The organism is Methylobacterium sp. CM6247 (genome assembly GCF_054817925.1).
This window is the reverse complement of the sequence record NZ_JBTXKX010000003.1, coordinates 4,342,198-4,360,636: the sequence shown is the minus strand read 5'-3', so window position 1 is coordinate 4,360,636 and position 18,439 is coordinate 4,342,198. Positions and strand designations below refer to the sequence as shown.

Below are 18,439 nucleotides of genomic sequence, written 5' to 3'. Positions count from 1 at the left end.
CCCGTGGCGGCTGATCGCGGTTCGAATTCCCTGGCGTACCCGGTGCGGCTGGCCCGGTGCTGCCTCGCCCTCCTGGCGGGGATCGTCGGGCTCGGCCTCGTCCTGCCCGGCGCCGCCGAGGCGCAGATCAAGGTCCGCAAGGCTGATTGCTACGTCGAGGCCGATGGCAGGATCGCCATCAACGGCGTCTGCGAGTTCCTGACCGACGCGCGCAGCTACGGGACGGGCGGCTTCCGTCTCGCCACTTACGAGAACGGCTACCTCCGCTACGGGGTGGTGGTGGCGGTGACGAGCCCCGGAAGCGGCACGGCGACATGGAACGAGACGCCCGGCGGCAAGCCCGACGAGGGTCCCTCCGAGGCCGTCACTTCCGGCGGGGCCTGCTGGACGGGGCCACGCACCCGGACCTGCGCCTGGAAGATCGGCGAGGGCCGTCCCGGTTTCGCCGGGGGCGGCGTCGCGCCAGCACCCGGGATCGGCGCGCCCCGCACCGCCGATTGCCTCATCGAGGTCGGGGGCGCGGCGCGGATCGACGGCCCCTGCCAGTTCCGGGCGGATGCCGGACAGGACGGGGCGGGCGGATTCGAGGTCCGGTCCTATGCCAGGGGAGGGCTGGACTTCATCGCGCGGCTCACCCGCGATCCACGGGACCCGCAGAAGGCCACCGCCTCGTGGAACGAGCGCCCCGGCGCACCGCAGGCGACGGCTCCCCTCGGCACCCTGGCGCCCAAGGGGCCGTGCTGGGAGGGTGCGGGCGCGCGTCTCTGTGTCTGGGAGGCCGGACAGTCTCGCGACGCGTCGGACCGGCCCGCCGCCGGTACCGATCCGGGCCGCGTGCCGCCGACCGAGACCGCGCGCCCGGCCTCGCCGCCCGTGCCCCGGGACAATGCGGGGACGGGGGCGGAGACGGGGGAGACGCCGCCGGGGATGGTCCTGAAGTTGACCTTCAAGGGCCGCTGCGAATCGCTGGTGATCGATGGCGAGGACATCACCGCGTCCTGCGCCCCCACCGCCAGGAATTCCTCCACCACCGGGTCGGCGCGTGCCGAGTTCGTGTTCGGAACCTCCGACGACCGGGAGGTCAGCTTCCTCGCATCGGCGAAGGGATGGGTCGAGAGCGGCACCCTGCGTCAGCCCATCGACGAAGTGATGTACGAGGAGCGCGGCCAGAGCCTCCTCGTGAAGGCCAAGGGCGTCTGCGAGATGCCCAACCCCATGGGCGGCCCCGTGGTGATCACGTGCAGCGCCCAGACGTCCAACAGCACCTACACCGTCCGCTTCCGCACGGATGGCGGCAAGCCGGTCCTGGAGCGGTCCAGCCCCGGCTGAGCGCCCGCCACGACTCGCCCGTTCCATCCCGAAGCCGAGGAGAAGCCCATGACACACCGCCTCCCGAACGCGGCCCTCCGGTCCACCGCGCCGCTGCAATGCTCGGCCCTCCGATCCTTGGCCCTGCGATCCTTGGCCCTTCGATCCTTGGCGCTCGCCGGCCTCCTCGGGCATGGCCTCGTGCTGCCGGCGCTCGCGGAGACGGAGAACAAGACCGCCCGCCCGGGCCAGCGGATCTTCCTCCAGGGCTTCACCCATTATTTTCCCCAGCAAGGGTGCCGTTCCAAGGCGGCCTTGATCAGCCTCGTCTCACCGCCGCGCGGCGGGCGCGTCGAAACCCGGCGGGAGCTGAGAGTACTCGGCAGCAAGATCGACGAGCGAGGCGCCACAATTCCGCAGGTGGATGGCTGCGAGGACGTGAAGAAGGATTCGATGTCGATCTTCTACACCGCACGGCCCGATTTTTCCGGTCTCGATACCCTGTCCGTCGCCGTGACCTTCGGCGACGGGACGACGGTGCCCTACACCTTCCGGATCACGGTGCCGGAGGGCGAACGCCGCCAGGCTCCTGCAGTCTCGCAGGCGCCGGCCCCGCGCGGCAACGGCGCGGGCCAGGCCGCCGGGACCACCGCGACGGCACCGGCGGCGCGGGCCGCCAGCACCGGCGACTTCCTGCGCGATACGGTCCGAGAGGCGACGCCCGCTACCCGGCAGGCGCCGGAATCTCCCCCTGCGAAGGCGGCCAATGCACCGGGCGCTACCGCCTCCGCACCTCCCGCCCGCGTCGAAGCCCCGCCGCCCGCTCGGATCGAAGCCCCAGCGTCTCCACCCGCCCCGCGAGAAATGGCGCCCGCGCCCCGGCCCCGTCCGGCTCCCATGCCACAGCTATGAGGTGTCCCGTGTCGGAATCCGGTGGTCCGAAGGGGCGCTGCCGCGGCACCGCCGACGATGACCTGCGGAGCGGTGCAATGAGGCGATGACGCAGCTTCTCATCGGGGCGATCGTCGCCCTCGGCGCGATCCTCTATGGCGCACGCGTGCGGCAGATGCTGAATGCCGCCACGCGTGCGCATTTTCCGCGACGAATCCTGCTGGTCTACATCCTCGTCCAGACACTGATCTTCGGGGCCGTCCTTGCAGGCGGCATCTGGCTGGTGTCGTGGCTGATGCGCTGACGGGGGGATGACCGGCAGCGCCTTTGCGGAGCGGGATCATTGCTTAGAACCGGGCACCATGCCGTCCGGCTCCGACGGCCCCTCAGAGCCGGCTTCACACCGGTCAAATCATGGCTGTTCTTGTCTGGAGAACCGAAGGTCCCGATGAATCGCACATTCGCCTTTCCCGTCGCCGTGATGGTCAGCCTGCTCGGCAGCATCGTCGTCGAGCCGTCCTACGCCGCCGGCATGAATACGCAGACATATTCCCCGGACTACGATAAATGCATGGACAAATCCGGTGGCGTCACAGCCGAGATGCTGGATTGTGCGTCCGCTGAACTGTCGCTGCAGGACAAGAAGCTGAACGCCGCCTACCAGACGCTCATGCGCAAATCGACGGACGAGGAGAAGACCGCGCTCCGCGATTCTCAGCGGGGTTGGCTGGCCTACAGGACCGCCTCCTGCAAGCTGACGATGATCTTCGGAGGAGGCGGAACCATGGACTTGATCGCCGCCTCGAGCTGCAATCTCGATGAGACGGCGCGGCGGGTGTTCTTCCTGGAAAGCCTGCTCGCCGAGTAGGGCCGTCCGACCGAAGGCATCGGCAATGGCGCATTCGTCCAAGCGGTGACGCGAATCGTCAATCCGACTCGGCGCCTTGCTTCCATAGCTCGGACCATCTCCCTCCCGAACAGGATAGCCTTCCATGCCCTTCGTCACGACCAAGGACGGCGTCGAGATCTTCTACAAGGATTGGGGTTCCAAGAGCGCCCAGCCGATCATGTTTCACCATGGCTGGCCGCTCTCCTCAGACGATTGGGACGCGCAGATCCTGTTCTTCCTGCAGCACGGCTACCGCGTCGTGGCGCATGACCGGCGCGGTCATGGCCGCTCGGCCCAGGTCGATAGCGGCCATGACATGGATCACTACGCCGCCGACGCCTTCGCGGTGACGGAAGCGCTGGACCTGCGGAACGCCGTGCATATCGGTCATTCCACCGGCGGCGGCGAGGCCGCCCGCTATGTAGCGAGGCACGGAGAGCCGGCCGGACGCGTGGCGAAAGCCGTGCTGGTCTCCGCGGTGCCGCCGCTGATGGTCAAGACGGAAGCCAATCCCGAAGGCCTGCCGATCGAGGTGTTCGACGGGTTCCGCGCGGCCACCGCCGCGAACCGCGCGCAGTTCTTCCTCGACGTGGCGAGTGGGCCCTTCTACGGGTTCAACCGCGACGGCGCGACAGTGCAACAGGGCGTGATCCAGAATTGGTGGCGCCAGGGCATGATGGGCAGCACGAAGGCCCATTACGACGGCATCGCGGCGTTCTCCGAGACCGATCAGACGGACGATCTGAAAGCCATCACCGTGCCGACGCTGGTCCTGCATGGGGACGACGACCAGATCGTTCCCATCGCCGATTCTGCGCTGAAATCGGTCGAACTCCTGACCAATGGCACGCTCAAGACCTATCCCGGCTTTCCGCACGGAATGCTCACCACCCACCACGACGTCATCAACCCCGACCTCCTCGCCTTCGTGAAGGGCTGATCCGGGTTTTCGCGACGGCGGTCACGCCGTCGCGTCCCTCGTCGACCGCCCCGTCAGCGCCTGCTCCAGCGAGCGGATGATCGTGGCGCCGTCGCAGGGCTTGCCCAGGAAGTCACTGGCGCCCGCCGCCAGGAGGGTTTCGCGCAGGGCCTCGGTCGGGAACGCCGTCACGAAGATCACCGGCACCCGCGATCCCAGGGCGCGCAGACCCTTCTGCATCTCAACGCCGGTCATGCCGGGCATCTGCACGTCGGTGATGATGCAGTCGGGCGCGTCCGCCGAGCAGGTAGCCAGGAAGTCGCAGGCCGAGGCGTAGATGCGGGCGGTGTAGCCGAGGGAGCGCACGAGGCTTCCGGTCGCCACGCGTACGTCCTCGTCGTCGTCGACGATCGCGATCACAGGCGGAGTTGGCATTCCACTGACCTAAGGGTTCACCGCCCGGTCCCCGTGATCGGGGAGGGTTGGCCCAGGCCGAGATATGGCCCCTCGCGCCTTGGGTTGGAATCATACGGAGGTTTGCCGGGCCCCACCTTTCGGCAAAGGCCGGCAGATCGGTCACCGCGTCGGCGCACCGCCGGCATGGGAGATCCCGAGGGACTCGGCACTCCGAACCAGATCGGCCAGGGAGCGCGCCTTCATCTTGCGCATGACGTGGCCCCGGTGGATCTTCACCGTGATCTCGCTGAGGCCGAGATTGCCGGCGACCTGCTTGTTCATCAGGCCGGCGGTGACCTGCGCCATCACCTCCCGCTCCCGCGCAGTGAGGGTCTCGTAATCGGCCCTCAGATCGTCGAGGGCCGCATGCGCGCTGCGCTGGACCGCGTCGCGCGCCAACGCCGTGCCGATCGCGTCGAGAAGATCTTGCTCGCGGAACGGCTTGGCGAGGAAATCGACCGCTCCGGCCTTCATGGCTTTCACCGTCATCGGAATATCGCCGTGCCCGGTCATCAGGATCATCGGCAGGTCGATCCCCAGGGCGCCGAGTTGAGTCTGGAACTCGAGGCCGCTCACGCCCGGCAGGCGGACATCGACCACGAGGCATCCGGCGCCCAGGGGACGCGGCGCGGCGAGGAACTCCGCCACCGACGCGAAGGCAGCGCAGGTAAGATCGATGGAGCGGAGAAGACCCGATAGGGCATCCCGGATATCCGGGTCGTCATCGACGACGAACACGGTCTGCCTCGCGATCGATGCGCGTGCCGGCCCTGCCGCATTACCTCGGATCATGATCCCCTCTCGGCCGTCATCGGTATGGTGAAGTGGAAGGCGGCGCCCGGACCATCGTCGCGATCGTCATGGCCACCGATCCAGAGGCGACCGCCATGCGCTTCGACGATCGAGCGGCAGATCGCCAGTCCCATGCCCATCCCGTCCGCCTTGGTGGTGAAGAACGGCTGGAAGATCCGTTCGACGGCCTCCGCCGCGATTCCCCCGCCGCTATCGGCGACGGTGACGCGGACATGCTCGGTCCCGTCCGGGGCGACGCGGATGATCAGGAGACGGGGCCGCCCGATGACCGTCGCCATGGCCTGGATGGCATTCACCATCAGGTTGATGAGCACCTGCTGCAGCTGAACCCGGTCGCCATGGACCGGCGTCACGTCGGCCGCCACGTCACGCACCAATCGCACGTCATGGCGTACCATCTCGCGTTCGACGAGAAGTACGGCTTCTCCGATCATCTCGCGTAGATCGAGCCAGTCGCGCGGGGGCGGCGCCTTGGCGAGGAAAGTGCGGATCCGCGAGACGATCTCGCCGGCGCGGGTGCCGCTCGCCACGACCCGCGTCACCGCGGCCGAGACTTCGCCGAGATCCGGCGGGCTCCGCTTCAGCCAGCGCAACGCCGCCTCGCCATTGGTCACGATGGCCGCGAGGGGCTGATTGACCTCATGGGCGATGGAGGCGGTGAGTTCGCCCAGCGTCGTCACGCGCGCCGTATGGGCGAGCTCGGACTGAAGCGCCAACAGCGCTTCCTGCGCCTGCTTGCGCTCGGCGATGTCGAGGGCGAAGACCAGCACGCACTCGAACCCATCCGCATGGGACGGAAAGGTGATGCCGAAGAGAATCGGCACCCGCTCCCCCGAAAGCGAGCGGATCACGGTCTCCCCCTCGAAGAAGGTTTCGCCCCGCGCCAGCGCCAGCAACGACTCGACGAAGGTCGGCTCGTCCTCGAACAGGAAGGCGTCGAGGGATTGCGGCGCTGCGGCCCCCGTATCGGCTCCGATCAAGCGCCGCAATTCGGCATTGGCGTCGACGATGGTGACGCTGCGGCGCAGGTCGCGGACGACCTCCGGATGATCGTCGAGATAGGTGCCGAGGGACATCCCCGAATCGCGCGGGACCGCGTCGATGACCGCCTTCACCTGGCGCCAATCCTGCTGCAGGATCGCCACGCGGGCCGTGTCGAAGATGGTACGGTAGCGCCGCTCGCTTTCCGCCAGGGCGGCGTGGGCGCGCTTGCGCTCCGTGATGTCGGTATTGGTCTCCAGGACAGCGAGCGGCTGACCATCCGCATTGCGCTGGAGCGACCAGCGGCTCTCGACGACGACCCTGGCGCCCGACCGCACCGTCTGGACGAGCTCACCCTCCCACCGCCCGTTCCGCATCAGCGCGTCCCGGATCGCCGCCTCCCCATCCGGAAAGGCCGTACGCAGGAGGACGTGCACGTTGCGCCCCCGAACCTCGTCCCGGCGCCAGCCATAGAGGTCTTCCGCGGCGCGATTCCAGAACGTCACCGTGTCGGTGGGCGTACGCACGAAGATCGGATCGTGGGTGAGTTCGAGCAGTTCGGCCTGCTCCGCGAGGATGCGGGCCGCGGATTGATTGCGAAGCACCAGGAGCGCGCTGATCGCGATGGCCGCGAGGCTGACCAGGGCGCGCAGCAGCGCCGAGTCACTGTCGAACAGGCGATGCGATAGGAAATAGGCGACGGCCGTTAGGATGAGACACCCGGACGCCGTCAGGATCACCCCGTTCCGCTGGAATGCTCGCGCGGCGATGAGCACGACGACCACGTAAAGCACGGCCACCGCGCCTTCGAGCGGCGTGAACGCGTCGACGAGGAAGATGACCAGGGCGAGGCCGAGGGCGACGATGCCCAGGATTCCGCCCGGTCGCCGGCCCTCCGGCGGGGCGGCGGGGCGGAAAGGCGAGGGGGCCGCTACGACAGGCGCGTCCATCGCCCCTCCGCGGCATCGACGGCGCCCCGACCCACCCTGTCGTCCGGTCGCCCGGCTAACGGCACCGTCACGGAGAACAGCGATCCCGTACCCTCCACGGACCGAACCGTGATCCTGTGATCCAAGGCCAGTGCCGTCTGGCGCACGATCGCCAGGCCGAGGCCGAGACCCGGCTGGGTATGCTCGCGCCCGCCACGGTCGAAGGCGTCGAAGATCGTTCCGCACCGGGACGACGGAATCCCCTCGCCCTGGTCGTACACCGCGATCGCCAGATGCTGCCCACGCCTGCGGCATCCGATCAGAACGGTCCCGTCGCAGCGGGAATACTTGATGGCATTGCCGATGAGGTTGCGCAGGATCGCCATGAGCATCGTCGGATCGGTGTCGACCATCCTCGTCGATGGCCGGAAGCGAAGCGTGATCCCGCTGGCACGAGCATGACCGCCCCACTCCGCCTGCAGTTCCTCGAACATGTGGCGCAGGCATACGGCTCCGCGTCGGATCGCCGGCCCGTTGCGGAGTTGCGATGAGCGCGCGAGGTCGTCGAGCTCGTGTCCCAGCCGGTGAAGCGCGCCCGTTGCTATGCCGAGGCGAGCGGCGACCTCCGGGTCGGAGCTGCGCTGCAGCGCGCGCTCGATGGCCATGACGGCGACCTGGAGCGGCTGCTTCAGGTCGTGCCCAGCCACGGCGAGGAGACGGGACATGGCGGCACAGGCCGTCTCGGCGCTCATACCTGCCTCCGCCCGTCCCGCCGGGCTCTGCGCATGAACGGCCTGAAGCATCGTCATCTCCCCATTCCCGGTGGCCTGGACGGCGGATGAAGCCTCGGCCGTTCGAGCGAACCATGAAGCGTGACCGGATGCCTGTGAACTATACTGTCGTTTACTACAGGGGTCACCGCGCGGCGCTCATACGGGCCATGATGGAGCGTGGCCGGGCGCATGCCCGTCCCTGATGCCGCGCGCCGCCGGACGGCTGCGCATCCGTCCGGCATCCAAGTCGCCATAAGTCGCCCCGCTCGTCTTGCACGTATGGTCCGTGTTTTGAACGATCCGCGTTCACCTCGAGAACACCTCTCCAACCGCGCTCACCATGGATCGCCGGACACGAATCAATGAGGCCTCGTGCTGATCCCGGTCGTTCGGCCAGGCACCATTCCCGATCGTCGGCGAGTGGGCGGTCGCCGGGAATTGGCACCGGCCCGTCCAAAACATCGCGCGATCGGACAAGCCAGGTGGCATGCCGTCCTGCAGCTACGGCAGTGACGACAGGACGAGACACTATCCGGGGCAGGAATGGCCCCTCCGGATTCGACGGCACGGAGTGATCCGAGATGACCGACACCCCCCTCGCGGCGGACACCGACGGCGACGAGCGCACGGCGCAAACCTTTCCCCGCCTCAGCGATGAAATGGAGCGCCGGGTGGCCGGCTACGGCACGGAGGAGATACTGCCGGAGGGTAGCCTCATCTTCACCAGAGGGCAGCGGCGGGTGGATTTCTTCCTCGTCCTCGCCGGCCGGATCGAGATGTTCGAGACCGACCATGACGGAACCGCCCGGGTCTTCGTGGTGCACACCGAGGGACAGTTCACGGGCGAACTCGACCTGTTCAACGACCGGGAGATCCTGGTCTCGGGGCGCACCGTGGTGGAGACGCGCGTGGTGCGGATCGATCGCGCCGCCTTTCGCCGCTTGGTCACCGCCGAGCCGGATATCGGCGAGATCATCATGCGGGCCTTCATCCTGCGCCGGGTCGGCCTGATCCGCCATGGGCGGGGAGGCGTCGTGCTGATCGGTCCCGGTCACCAGCGTGAGACCCTTCGCCTGGAGCGCTTCCTCGTCCGGAACGCCTACCCGCACCGCATCCTCGACACAGCGGGCGACCCGGCCTCCCGCCATGCCCTGGACGGATTCGGCCTGACCGAGGCCGACCTGCCGGTGGTGATCGCTCCGGGCGCTGCGGTGATGCGCAATCCTACGAACGCGGCACTGGCGGACGCGCTGGGGCTGACGGAAGCGATCGACCCCGGCCGCATCTACGATGTCGCGGTGATCGGCGCCGGACCGGCGGGCCTCGCCGCTGCGGTCTATGCCGCCTCGGAAGGGCTCGACACCATCGTCATCGAAGGGCTGGCACCCGGCGGTCAGGCCGGCACCTCCTCGAAGATCGAGAACTATCTCGGCTTTCCAACCGGGATCTCCGGTCAGGCGCTCGCCGGCCGCGCACAGGTCCAGGCGCAGAAGTTCGGGGCGCGTCTCGCGATCTCCCGCATGGCGACGGGGCTCGATTGCGGCGGGTCACCCTTCCGGGTGATCCTCGAAGATGGCACCGCCGTCCCGGCGCGCGCCGTCATCGCCGCCACCGGCGCCCGCTATCGCCGCCTGGATCTGCCGCGCTACGCGCATTTCGAAGGGCAGGGCATCCATTACGCCGCCACAGCCATGGAAGCGCAACTCTGCACCGGCGAAGCGGTGATCGTCGTGGGTGGCGGTAATTCGGCCGGTCAGGCCGCAATGTTCCTGTCCCGCACGGTGGCGCATGTCCACCTTCTCGTGCGGGCCACCGGTCTCGCCGCGACGATGTCCGATTATCTCGTGCAGCGGATCGCGTCGTCGCCGCGCATTACCCTGCATACGCAGACCGAGATCACCGCGCTTCTCGGTGAAGACACCCTGACATCGGTGACATGGACCGACCGGTCGAGCGGGATCAGTGAAACGAAGGCCATCGGCAACGTCTTCGTCATGATCGGTGCCTTGCCGAATACCGGATGGCTCTCGGACTGCCTCGGTCTCGATCCAAAGGGATTCGTTCCGACCGGCCTGCGGAGCGACGGGATGCCGGCCGCGTCTCCCTATGCCACAACGGTCCCGGGTCTTTACGCCGTCGGCGACGTTCGCGCGGGCTCGGTGAAGCGCGTCGCATCCGGGGTGGGCGAGGGATCGGTGGTGGTCCAGGCGGTCCACGGTTTCCTGCACCCGGAGCCCTGAAGGCACAGAGGCGAAACGCCAAGCCCGAGACCGGCGGGGGAGGGCTATGGCCGACAGGCTTTGGCTGGATTTGGGCCGGCTTCAGCGCGTTCGGACAGAACGTTTCCCACTCTGGACGCCGGATGCATGGCCGCCGTCAGGGAAAACGGAGCGGAGGACCGAATGGACCACTTGCTGGCCATTCGGTCCTCCGCCCTGAATTTCACTTGGCCTCGGATCTCACTTGGCCTCGGATCTCATTTCGCCTGCAGATCCGTCTTACGGCCGACCTGCTGGCGATCGGCCTCGACGGCCACCGGCGCCGTCGCCTTCCCCAAGGCGTCGATCCGGTCCCGCGCTCCGGCGGCGTCGAGCCCCGCCGGAGGCGTGTGGGATTGCGCGAAGGGCACGGTCGATGCCAGCGCGAGGATGGCTGCGAGACAGGGTCTGATCAGAAGGTTCATGGCCGCTCTCCCCGGAAATGACCGCGTTGCCGCGAGGCGATGGAAGCTCAGTCGGCGGGACCGCCGGACGTCGTGCCGAAATTCGGCACCGCGTGGTTCGTCTCGTCGGCGTTGCCGCCCTTGGCCGAGCTGTCGATGGTCCGGGACGCCTGCGCCTCATGACGGGATTGCAGGGAACCGGTCCCGTCCAGGTCCACCTGCTCGACGGTGCTGCGGGCCGGATGACGATCCGGCATGGCGAGGGCAGGGGCCATCAGGCCAAGCTGCAGGAGGGCGACGGAAGCGAGATGCTTGATCATGGTACGTCTCCGGATGTCAGACTGGTTTCGGGTCAGAACGGAGCCGCTCGATGTCTTCGCCGCGGCCCTGAGTTCATGTCCAGATCTTAATCCGTCCAAGCAATCTGAATATTATACGGCAGATCATCCGATCGATGCGTTGGTTAAACCGTCTCATACGAAGGTTTCGGCTTGCGCCGGCTCCGGCAGAACGGTGTTCACCGCCATGGCGGCTCGACCCTTCGGCCGCTCAACGCTGGCGCGTGGCCACGATGCCGAGTTGATCCGCCATGCGGACGAGGTCGGCGAGGGACCGGGCCTGCATCTTCTCCATGACCCGCCTCTTGTGAACCTTGGCGGTGATCTCCGTGATGCCGAGATCGGCGGCGATCTGCTTGTTCATCAGCCCCCCGATGGCGCATCGCATCACGTCGTTTTCCCGTGGGGTCAGCGTGGAGAACCTGGCTGCGAGTTCGCCCTGTGCGCGCCGATCGGCGAGGGCGGCGGCATCGGCCTCGAGCGCCTTGCGGATCGCGGCGAGCAGCACGTCCGCAATAAACGGCTTGGTCAGGAACTCGACGGCGCCGCCCCGCATGGCACGGACCGACATGGGGATCGTGCCATAGCCGGTCAGGAAGATGATCGGCACCGTATTGCCGTCCGCGCGCAGCATTTCCTGGACGGCCAGTCCGCTCTGTTCGGCGAGCCGCACGTCGAGCAGGATACATTCGGGTGATTGACGCAGGAGCGAGCCCGACAATCCGCTCGGATCCGCGTGACCGACTGCTGCCAGCCCATCGGACATACAGAGGCGGACCAGCGCTTCACGCAGCACAGGGTCATCGTCGACGATATGAATGGTCGCTTCGGGCATTGGTCTCGCGGGCGCGAATACGCTCGTCTCATACACGAATTGCGTAGCGCCTCGACTGCAAGCTTCGCACCGACCCCTAATTATCGTGCGCCGCACCGCAATCCCAGGGCGACCACCTCACCGCCTGGGAAAGGATCACGCATCGGAGATGGGGAGCGTGATGTGGAACGCGGCGCCTCCACCCGGCGCGGCATCGACACGGATGTCGCCCCCATGGGCATCGATGAGGTTGCGGCAGATCGCGAGGCCCATGCCCATGCCATTCGCTTTGGTCGAATGAAACGGCTCGAAGATCCGCGCGCGCCGCTCCTGCGCGATGCCGGGGCCCGTATCGCTGACGGTAACGGCGACGAAGGCGGCCTCGCGGCGGATGGCGACCAGGATATCCCGGCGTCCGGCGCTGTCCGTCATCGCCTGCGCCGCATTGAGGAGCAGGTTCACGAAGACCTGCTGGATCTGGATCGGATCGGCCGCGATGAGCGGGATCTCGCCGTCGGCGGCAATGTGGACCGTCGCGCCGTGGACACGGATCTCGCGCTCGATCAGCAGATTGGCGTCCCGCGCCGCCTGTAGCGGATCGACGGGGGTGAACAGGCGGGGCGCGTTGCCGAGATAGGATCGTGTGCGGGAGATCACGTCTCGGGCGCGGATCGCGGCGCCGACCACGTCGTCGAGGGCTGCGGACGCCGCCTCGACATCCGGCTGGGGCCGTTTCAACCAGCGCAGGGCGGCTTCGGCATTGGCGACGATCACCGCGAGCGGGGAATTGACCTCGTGGGCGATCGACGCGCTCAAAGCTCCCACCGTGGTGATCCGCGATGATCGTGCGAGCTCGCTATCGGCCACAGCGACGTTCGCCTGCGCCTGCTTGAACGCCGTGACATCGAGGGAGGTGACGATGATCTCGGCGAACCCGTCGAGATCCTGCGGCAGCATCGCGGTGAAGAGCGTGTCCCCCTCGCTTCCATCGGCCCGGACCACATGCGCTTCCGAGCGGAAGAACCGATCGCCGCGGCCGAACGCGACGAGCCACTGGACGAAGGTCTGGTCTGTCGAGGGCAGCAGCCGATCGAGCGGGCCGAGATAGGCGCTCTTGTCAGTGGCCCCCGTCTCCTCGAGGGTGAAGGCGTTCACGTCCGTGACGATCACCTTGGCACACAAAGCGCGGAGTTCGTCCGGACGGCTGGCGTAATAGCACTCGATATCGGTCACGCCCGCATGGCGCAGTTCCATGACCGCCCGGGCCGCCTCCGTCCAATCCTCGCGCCACATCGAGATCCCGGCCCGCTCGAAGATGGCAGCGAAGCGCGCCTCACTGCGTTCGGACGCGGCTCGCATTCGCGTGATGCTCAACATTGCGGCCGCAAGCGCCAGCGCCCCGCCCGCTCCGATGACGAGGGCCGCCATCGTGGACGCCGCCGCGGCCGCCCAACCGGCGAGCCCCGCCAGGATGACGGGCGGGAGCGTCACTCCGGCGGCAAAGCCGAGCCCGGCGGGGTGCAGCTTCCGGCGACGGGCCGGACCGGCTCGCATCCAGGCGGGTGGGTCTCCCGAGGTCGGTCGATCCGCTCCGGGCGAGGCGGACGCCCGGCTCGGCCACCGCGAGAAGACCTGCCGCATTCGCTCGTCCGCCTGGCTTCGCCGCGATGTCGGGCACTGCTCGTCTGGTATCCGATACACCTGTATAATAGCCGAGTTCGAGCGCGGCTTGCACGTTGCCGGCATGGATTTTCACCGTCACGGCGCACACAAGTTCCCGAAAGCGGGTCTCTTCGCCTCCTCGGCGGGCCGGCAATGGAACGGCGTCGCCGCGGAGTTGCGGTCTCATCCGGCCGGCGACCTGCCCGCCATCGTCCCGACCCAGATGGAGATCACGCTCGCGGTCCGGCGCAGCCCCGATGCTCATGTCAGCCGCAAGGGCGCCGGGATCCGGCAGCGGACGCCGGTGGAGACCGGAACGATCTGGCTCTGTCCCATCGGGGTCGGGGAGGACGACATCAACATCTCGGCGCCCCTGGACGAGATCCTCCACATCTATCTGCCGGCGGAGCGTTTCGACCATCTCGCCGCCCTGTATGGCGACGCGCGCATCCGTGCCGATGCCGTGCGCTATCTCGCCGGCGTCGAGGATCCGCTGCTCGTCCAGATCGGCCTCTCGATCCATCAGGAACTGATCCGGGAAAGCTCGGCGGGTCGCATGATGGTCGAGGCTGCCGCCCTCGCCCTGACGGCCCGGATCGCGCAGGCCTACGGTCACGACCGACCGGAAACGCGAGCGCGCCCCACCACGGACGCCGCATCCCCGGACCGGATCAACCGCGCCGTCGCCTTCATCCGCGACAATCTCGAACGGGACCTGTCCGTGGCCGAGATCGCCGCCGTGGCTTGCCTCAGCCCCTTCCACTTCACCCGCATGTTCAAGCGCGTCACCGGGAAAACGCCCTATGCCTTCGTCAGCGAAGAAAGACTGAAGCGCGCACGCCGATTACTGATCGAGCGAAAAATATCCCTGATCGACGTCGCCCTGTCCTCCGGGTTTTCCAGTCAGGGCTCGTTCAACACGGCATTCAAGCGCGCTGTCGGTCGGACACCCGGCGAGTATAGGCAGCATTATTCATAACCCCTCGCAATCCGGACAGCAGGATATGCGAAGTCCACGGCAATTCGGCGAAATACGAGAGCGGCCTCAGCGATTTAAGTGATCTCCATGGTGAATGGGGAAACAGACATGCACGTGACGCCTGTCCACGAACCGGCAAAGCAAGCTCTCGCGCGCCCGGCCCCGGCATCCGCTCGCCCTCGCGCAAGGCAGCATTTTCGTTTCGAGCGAACTCCATGCGATCCGGTTGGCCCATCGAGAATCCGGCTCGGCGACTGGTCCGAGGGGGCCATCGTGCTGATGTCCGGGGACGGCGTCGGAAGCGCGGTCCGGATCGACCGGGTCGATGCGCTCGTTCTCCAGATTCGGCTCGACGAGCCACCGACGCCATGGAACCACGTCGCGCTCCGGGACCGTGCGGATGGTCAGCCACAGATAGAACTGCGCGCAGGTGAGGCGATCCTTCATGACCTGCGTCAGCCCCGCCTGTTGCGGGCTCCGGCGCGAACCCTCCAGATCGGGCTCGATCGCCAGATCCTGACGCAGGTGGCCGAGGATCTGAACATTCACGACGCCGATCCCGTCGAGGAATTCCTACCGGTCTACGGAATGGTGCTGGCGGACCCCGCCTTGTATCATCTCGCCGTCAGTGTCGGAGAAACCCTGGATCGGGGCGATCGCTGGGCCGGGGCCATCCGCCGCCAGTTGACCCATGCGGTGGCGGCCCATCTCCTGGGAACCTATACGCGGCTCAAACCCGCGCCCGAGACCGTTCGCGGCGGCCTGGCTCCCTGGCAGCTTCGTCGCGCTCAGGACCGGATCCGTGCCGATCTCGCCCAGGCCATCGACCTCCGGGCGGTCTCGGAATCCTGCGGCCTATCCGTCAGCCACTTCGCGCGCGCTTTTCGCCAATCCACCGGCATCGCGCCCCATTGCTGGTTGACGGGGGAGCGCATCGCCCGCGCCAAGGTCATGATGCGAAGGAAGGATCGGACGCTGGCCGACATCGCCCTGGCCTGCGGCTTCGCCGATCAGAGCCACTTCACGCGCGCCTTCGCAAAAAACCAGGGCACGACTCCGGGACGCTGGCGTCGCCTGATGGAACCGGAGGCGCGGCACGCCACGATGCCGTGACCGCCGGAGCCCAAGGGGTTACCTCAGGGCATCCTGGGGACGGCGCCGTTCAATCTTCGTCATCGTCCTCCGGAACGATGTCGCTGAACGGCACGGTCAGCACGCGGCGCGCATTCGCGTCCTCGACCTCGAAGGAGCAGGCGAACCAATCCCGCACGGCAAACGAGCGAGATCCAGCGACCAACTCGCGAGCACATTGCAATGCATGCTGGCGCGCGGCGTCCAGATCGGCCAGTTCATCTCCCTCCGGATCGACTGCCAGCTTGCCGAGGCCCGCACCATAGCGAAGGTTGAAGAAGTACCGGGGCATGTCAGGCGCCTTCGATCAGGCGGGCATACTCGGCCTCGGGCGTGCCGTAGCTGCCATTGGCCATCTCCTCCAAGAGCTCCCGATCCAGCACGGTGATGCGCCCGCGCCGAGCTCGGATACGACCGGCCCCTTCGAGCTGCTGCATGGCCAGGGTGACGCCTGAGCGCCGCACGCCCAGCATCATCGACAGGAACTCGTGCTTGAGCAGCAGTTCATCGCCTTCTGCACGATCGTGGCACATGAGCAGCCAGCGTGCGAGGCGCACCTCGATCTCAAAGCTGGCGTTGACGATCGCCGTCTGCCGCACCTGGATCATCTCGGTCAGAACGTAGCGGAGGAGCAGCTTGCGGAGGGTGGGGCTCTCGTCCACCGCCGCGCTGACGATCCCGGCGCGGATCGACAAGGCGTGACCCGGCATCTGCACGAAGTGCCGGTAGGGGACACGGTCCGAGCCGAGCAGCACATGCGACGCACCGACCACGCCCTCTCGGCCGATGATCCCGATCTCGGCCCGGCCGTTGGTACCGTCGGCCGTAATCGAACCGAGACCACTCTCCAGGAAGTACAGGTACTCGGTTCGGATATTGGCTTCGATCAGCGTCTGATCGACCAGCAGGTCAACGGGTTCCAGATGAGGCTGGAGCCGGGCGAAATCCTCACCGGTCATGACCTTCAGCAGGCGATTGCGCACGGCAGATTGCTGGATGTGAGCCATGGGCCCTTGCCTCCTCGTCGGAGCAAGAGCTCGGCGTCTCTTAGCCGCCTACGCTCGGACATCGTTGCAGGCGATCGCTAAGTCATGGCATGGACAACAGATGATCTCAATAACATTTGGCAAACTGTCATAGATTAACCGAAGCTGACCAGCGTATCCGACGTAAGTTCGATACCGCACCGGACGCTTTGTTTTGTTTACTGTCAATTCAGATCATGTTTATAACTGGGTATACGATTTTGCCCGTCAGATGACAGGTGGCCTTCATTTTTGGAGCCCGGACATGGACCTTGCAGCCCGACAACCGACGGTGCTCCTAGCCGAACCGGATTTTCTCATAGCGGAGGACCTCAGCGACGCTCTGATGGGGGCGGGCTACCGCGTGCTGGGGCCATTCGCGACGACGCCCGAGGCACTGGCCGCCATCGACCTGGCCAGTCCCGCCCTCGCGGTGGTGGACGTCAAGCTCAGGGACGGCTTCTGCACCGTATTGGGCCGCGAATTGCGCCAACGCAGAATTCCCATCCTCGTCCATTCCGGTTTCCAGCAGGACGAGCCTCGTGCCTCGGACTTCCAGAACCTGCCCTGGCTGACCAAACCGGCTCTGCCCAACGATATCATCGCGCTGCTGGACAGCCTCACCAAAGCGCCGCCACCGATGAGCGCCGAGGTCGTGACGCCTATTCGGAGGCTTCAACCAGTCGAGGGCCGGAGCAACCCCTTCATCCGCAAGCTGGAGGGGTTCGTGACGCTCTCCCAGGCCGACCGGGAGATCCTGGAGCGGATCAGCGCCAATCCTCGCCCCATCGCGCCGCATACCGATTTCGTCCGGGCGGGCGACCCACCGGATGGCGTCCATCTCGTGATGAGTGGGATCGCCTGCCGCTACAAGCAGCGCTCCAGCGGCGCCCGCCAGATCACCGCCTATCTCGTGCCCGGCGACACCTGCGATCTCGATGTGGCGCTCATGAACCGCATGGATCACACCCTCGCCACGCTCTCCGCCTGCGAGGTGGTGCGGATCCCGGTGACTGTCGTGAAGGATCTCATGGAGCATCATCCGGCCATCGCGCGGGCCTTGCGGATGGCAAGTCTCGTGGATGAGGCGACCCTGCACGAGTGGCTGGTCAATGTCGGTCAGCGAACGGCGCTGGAGCGGATCGCCCATCTGTTCTGCGAACTGATCACCCGCTTTCAGGCCGCGGGTGTCGGAACCAACCAAAGCTGCGACCTGCCCGTCACACAGAACCAGCTCGCTGATACGACGGGAATGACCACCGTCCACGTCAACCGTTCGCTACAGGAGCTTCGACGGCGCGGGCTGATCGAGCTCAAGGGCCGGACCCTGAGGATCCTCGACTGGCCGCGCCTGAAGCGTCTCGCCGAATTCGATGCGGACTATCTGCATCTCGGCGAGCGGTCCGCCGCATAGGATTTCGGCGTCGGCGAAGCGCCGACGCAACGCGCCTCGACGGTCCGGTATCGGTCGACCCGCCTTCCGTCCGCGGACGCGGACGCCTTCCTCACTGAGAGCAGGGTTCTCGCCGCGAGGCCCGCCGGTCCGTAGACCGGGGGCGATATGGTGCTCTCACGATCCTTCGCCGCCGGGCCTGCTTTGGCCCCGCTCGCCCCTGCCTGCGAGCCACGTCCGCCCTGATCATCGAAGATCATCCGGCACATGTGCTCATGGGCTCCGGCCGGATAGCAGGTGCTCGGTTCCGTCGAGGCTCCCTCCTCGCAAGGGTTCGGGCCCTTGGACGAGCCGACGCGGTGCAGGACGAGCCGGCGAGCCGGTTTTTCACCAGTGTGGGGAAAACAGAAGCGGACTCGACCGTTGGGTATCTGCCCGAGTTCTCGCTAAGAGATCGGTCAGCCGCCACGGATAGG

General features: G+C 66.9%; 19 protein-coding genes. 9 read left to right on the top strand and 10 right to left on the bottom strand.

Annotation, left to right across the window (positions count from 1 at the left end):
- The first annotated feature begins 3 nt into the window (after positions 1 to 3).
- The 5 genes from ACYQOP_RS21585 to ACYQOP_RS21565 all read left to right on the top strand — a co-directional run bounded on the left by ACYQOP_RS21585 (position 4) and on the right by ACYQOP_RS21565 (position 4,028).
- Positions 4 to 1,329, top strand: coding sequence for a hypothetical protein (locus ACYQOP_RS21585; protein WP_461223998.1), 1,326 nt, complete (start codon positions 4 to 6; stop codon positions 1,327 to 1,329).
- A 48-nt stretch (positions 1,330 to 1,377) separates the two neighbouring features.
- Positions 1,378 to 2,220, top strand: coding sequence for a hypothetical protein (locus ACYQOP_RS21580; RefSeq protein ID WP_461223996.1), 843 nt, complete (start codon positions 1,378 to 1,380; stop codon positions 2,218 to 2,220).
- Between the two features lie 85 nt (positions 2,221 to 2,305).
- The gene (locus tag ACYQOP_RS21575; RefSeq protein WP_207413738.1) at positions 2,306 to 2,503 is read left to right on the top strand and encodes a hypothetical protein; all 198 of its coding nucleotides are present in this window, start codon (positions 2,306 to 2,308) and stop codon (positions 2,501 to 2,503) included.
- 144 nt (positions 2,504 to 2,647) lie between these two features.
- On the top strand, positions 2,648 to 3,067 hold the full coding sequence (locus ACYQOP_RS21570; protein WP_207413736.1) for a lysozyme inhibitor LprI family protein: 420 nt from the start codon (positions 2,648 to 2,650) through the stop codon (positions 3,065 to 3,067).
- A gap of 124 nt (positions 3,068 to 3,191) precedes the next feature.
- Positions 3,192 to 4,028, top strand: coding sequence for an alpha/beta fold hydrolase (locus ACYQOP_RS21565; protein ID WP_461223993.1), 837 nt, complete (start codon positions 3,192 to 3,194; stop codon positions 4,026 to 4,028).
- A gap of 21 nt (positions 4,029 to 4,049) precedes the next feature.
- Here ACYQOP_RS21565 and ACYQOP_RS21560 read toward each other — a convergent pair whose 3' ends face one another.
- From ACYQOP_RS21560 to ACYQOP_RS21545, 4 genes are all read right to left on the bottom strand, one after another.
- The gene (locus tag ACYQOP_RS21560) at positions 4,050 to 4,442 is read right to left on the bottom strand and encodes a response regulator transcription factor (protein WP_461223991.1); all 393 of its coding nucleotides are present in this window, start codon (positions 4,440 to 4,442) and stop codon (positions 4,050 to 4,052) included.
- Between the two features lie 141 nt (positions 4,443 to 4,583).
- Positions 4,584 to 5,255 (bottom strand): response regulator transcription factor, encoded by a 672-nt coding sequence (locus ACYQOP_RS21555; protein ID WP_207413733.1) that lies wholly within the window; start codon positions 5,253 to 5,255, stop codon positions 4,584 to 4,586.
- A complete protein-coding gene (locus ACYQOP_RS21550) occupies positions 5,252 to 7,207 on the bottom strand; it encodes a PAS domain-containing sensor histidine kinase (protein ID WP_461223989.1) in 1,956 nt (651 codons plus the stop codon). The genes ACYQOP_RS21555 and ACYQOP_RS21550 overlap by 4 nt, the downstream gene beginning before the upstream one ends.
- Entirely contained in the window at positions 7,189 to 7,989 is an 801-nt protein-coding gene (locus tag ACYQOP_RS21545) for a sensor histidine kinase (RefSeq protein WP_461223987.1), read from the bottom strand. The genes ACYQOP_RS21550 and ACYQOP_RS21545 overlap by 19 nt, the downstream gene beginning before the upstream one ends.
- A gap of 551 nt (positions 7,990 to 8,540) precedes the next feature.
- Between ACYQOP_RS21545 and ACYQOP_RS21540 the strand changes: the two genes are divergently transcribed.
- Positions 8,541 to 10,199 carry an FAD-dependent oxidoreductase gene (locus ACYQOP_RS21540; protein ID WP_461223985.1) on the top strand — a complete coding sequence of 553 codons (1,659 nt, stop codon included), beginning with the start codon at positions 8,541 to 8,543 and terminating at the stop codon, positions 10,197 to 10,199.
- 236 nt (positions 10,200 to 10,435) lie between these two features.
- Here ACYQOP_RS21540 and ACYQOP_RS21535 read toward each other — a convergent pair whose 3' ends face one another.
- From ACYQOP_RS21535 to ACYQOP_RS21520, 4 genes are all read right to left on the bottom strand, one after another.
- The gene (locus ACYQOP_RS21535) at positions 10,436 to 10,642 is read right to left on the bottom strand and encodes a hypothetical protein (RefSeq protein WP_461223983.1); all 207 of its coding nucleotides are present in this window, start codon (positions 10,640 to 10,642) and stop codon (positions 10,436 to 10,438) included.
- Positions 10,643 to 10,689: 47 nt separating this feature from the next.
- Positions 10,690 to 10,941, bottom strand: coding sequence for a hypothetical protein (locus ACYQOP_RS21530; RefSeq protein ID WP_461223981.1), 252 nt, complete (start codon positions 10,939 to 10,941; stop codon positions 10,690 to 10,692).
- Positions 10,942 to 11,170: 229 nt separating this feature from the next.
- The gene (locus ACYQOP_RS21525) at positions 11,171 to 11,794 is read right to left on the bottom strand and encodes a response regulator transcription factor (RefSeq protein ID WP_207413723.1); all 624 of its coding nucleotides are present in this window, start codon (positions 11,792 to 11,794) and stop codon (positions 11,171 to 11,173) included.
- 135 nt (positions 11,795 to 11,929) lie between these two features.
- Entirely contained in the window at positions 11,930 to 13,327 is a 1,398-nt protein-coding gene (locus ACYQOP_RS21520; protein ID WP_461223979.1) for a sensor histidine kinase, read from the bottom strand.
- Between the two features lie 190 nt (positions 13,328 to 13,517).
- Between ACYQOP_RS21520 and ACYQOP_RS21515 the strand changes: the two genes are divergently transcribed.
- A complete protein-coding gene (locus ACYQOP_RS21515; RefSeq protein WP_461223977.1) occupies positions 13,518 to 14,414 on the top strand; it encodes a helix-turn-helix domain-containing protein in 897 nt (298 codons plus the stop codon).
- Between the two features lie 279 nt (positions 14,415 to 14,693).
- The gene (locus tag ACYQOP_RS21510) at positions 14,694 to 15,527 is read left to right on the top strand and encodes a helix-turn-helix domain-containing protein (RefSeq protein WP_461225418.1); all 834 of its coding nucleotides are present in this window, start codon (positions 14,694 to 14,696) and stop codon (positions 15,525 to 15,527) included.
- 49 nt (positions 15,528 to 15,576) lie between these two features.
- On the opposite strand, the gene ACYQOP_RS21505 is transcribed toward ACYQOP_RS21510, so the two are convergent.
- Positions 15,577 to 15,837, bottom strand: a complete 261-nt coding sequence (locus tag ACYQOP_RS21505) for a DUF6894 family protein (protein WP_056426362.1) — start codon at positions 15,835 to 15,837, stop codon at positions 15,577 to 15,579.
- A gap of 1 nt (position 15,838) precedes the next feature.
- Positions 15,839 to 16,552, bottom strand: coding sequence for a Crp/Fnr family transcriptional regulator (locus tag ACYQOP_RS21500; RefSeq protein ID WP_461223975.1), 714 nt, complete (start codon positions 16,550 to 16,552; stop codon positions 15,839 to 15,841).
- Between the two features lie 283 nt (positions 16,553 to 16,835).
- Here ACYQOP_RS21500 and ACYQOP_RS21495 point away from each other — a divergent pair, with 283 nt between their 5' ends.
- The gene (locus ACYQOP_RS21495) at positions 16,836 to 17,984 is read left to right on the top strand and encodes a helix-turn-helix domain-containing protein (protein WP_311275557.1); all 1,149 of its coding nucleotides are present in this window, start codon (positions 16,836 to 16,838) and stop codon (positions 17,982 to 17,984) included.
- Positions 17,985 to 18,439 lie beyond the last annotated feature (455 nt).

What these genes read in the sequence shown, in the direction of transcription:
- ACYQOP_RS21495 (WP_311275557.1), top strand. Translation starts at nt 16,836, where the DNA reads ATGGACCTTGCAGCCCGACAACCGACGGTGCTCCTAGCCGAACCGGAT.
- ACYQOP_RS21525 (WP_207413723.1), bottom strand. Translation starts at nt 11,794, where the DNA reads ATGCCCGAAGCGACCATTCATATCGTCGACGATGACCCTGTGCTGCGT.
- ACYQOP_RS21510 (WP_461225418.1), top strand. Translation starts at nt 14,694, where the DNA reads ATGTCCGGGGACGGCGTCGGAAGCGCGGTCCGGATCGACCGGGTCGAT.
- ACYQOP_RS21535 (WP_461223983.1), bottom strand. Translation starts at nt 10,642, where the DNA reads ATGAACCTTCTGATCAGACCCTGTCTCGCAGCCATCCTCGCGCTGGCA.
- ACYQOP_RS21570 (WP_207413736.1), top strand. Translation starts at nt 2,648, where the DNA reads ATGAATCGCACATTCGCCTTTCCCGTCGCCGTGATGGTCAGCCTGCTC.
- ACYQOP_RS21565 (WP_461223993.1), top strand. Translation starts at nt 3,192, where the DNA reads ATGCCCTTCGTCACGACCAAGGACGGCGTCGAGATCTTCTACAAGGAT.
- ACYQOP_RS21575 (WP_207413738.1), top strand. Translation starts at nt 2,306, where the DNA reads ATGACGCAGCTTCTCATCGGGGCGATCGTCGCCCTCGGCGCGATCCTC.
- ACYQOP_RS21555 (WP_207413733.1), bottom strand. Translation starts at nt 5,255, where the DNA reads ATGATCCGAGGTAATGCGGCAGGGCCGGCACGCGCATCGATCGCGAGG.
- ACYQOP_RS21515 (WP_461223977.1), top strand. Translation starts at nt 13,518, where the DNA reads ATGGATTTTCACCGTCACGGCGCACACAAGTTCCCGAAAGCGGGTCTC.
- ACYQOP_RS21500 (WP_461223975.1), bottom strand. Translation starts at nt 16,552, where the DNA reads ATGGCTCACATCCAGCAATCTGCCGTGCGCAATCGCCTGCTGAAGGTC.
- ACYQOP_RS21560 (WP_461223991.1), bottom strand. Translation starts at nt 4,442, where the DNA reads ATGCCAACTCCGCCTGTGATCGCGATCGTCGACGACGACGAGGACGTA.
- ACYQOP_RS21505 (WP_056426362.1), bottom strand. Translation starts at nt 15,837, where the DNA reads ATGCCCCGGTACTTCTTCAACCTTCGCTATGGTGCGGGCCTCGGCAAG.
- ACYQOP_RS21545 (WP_461223987.1), bottom strand. Translation starts at nt 7,989, where the DNA reads ATGCTTCAGGCCGTTCATGCGCAGAGCCCGGCGGGACGGGCGGAGGCA.
- ACYQOP_RS21580 (WP_461223996.1), top strand. Translation starts at nt 1,378, where the DNA reads ATGACACACCGCCTCCCGAACGCGGCCCTCCGGTCCACCGCGCCGCTG.
- ACYQOP_RS21540 (WP_461223985.1), top strand. Translation starts at nt 8,541, where the DNA reads ATGACCGACACCCCCCTCGCGGCGGACACCGACGGCGACGAGCGCACG.
- ACYQOP_RS21530 (WP_461223981.1), bottom strand. Translation starts at nt 10,941, where the DNA reads ATGATCAAGCATCTCGCTTCCGTCGCCCTCCTGCAGCTTGGCCTGATG.
- ACYQOP_RS21520 (WP_461223979.1), bottom strand. Translation starts at nt 13,327, where the DNA reads ATGCGAGCCGGTCCGGCCCGTCGCCGGAAGCTGCACCCCGCCGGGCTC.
- ACYQOP_RS21550 (WP_461223989.1), bottom strand. Translation starts at nt 7,207, where the DNA reads ATGGACGCGCCTGTCGTAGCGGCCCCCTCGCCTTTCCGCCCCGCCGCC.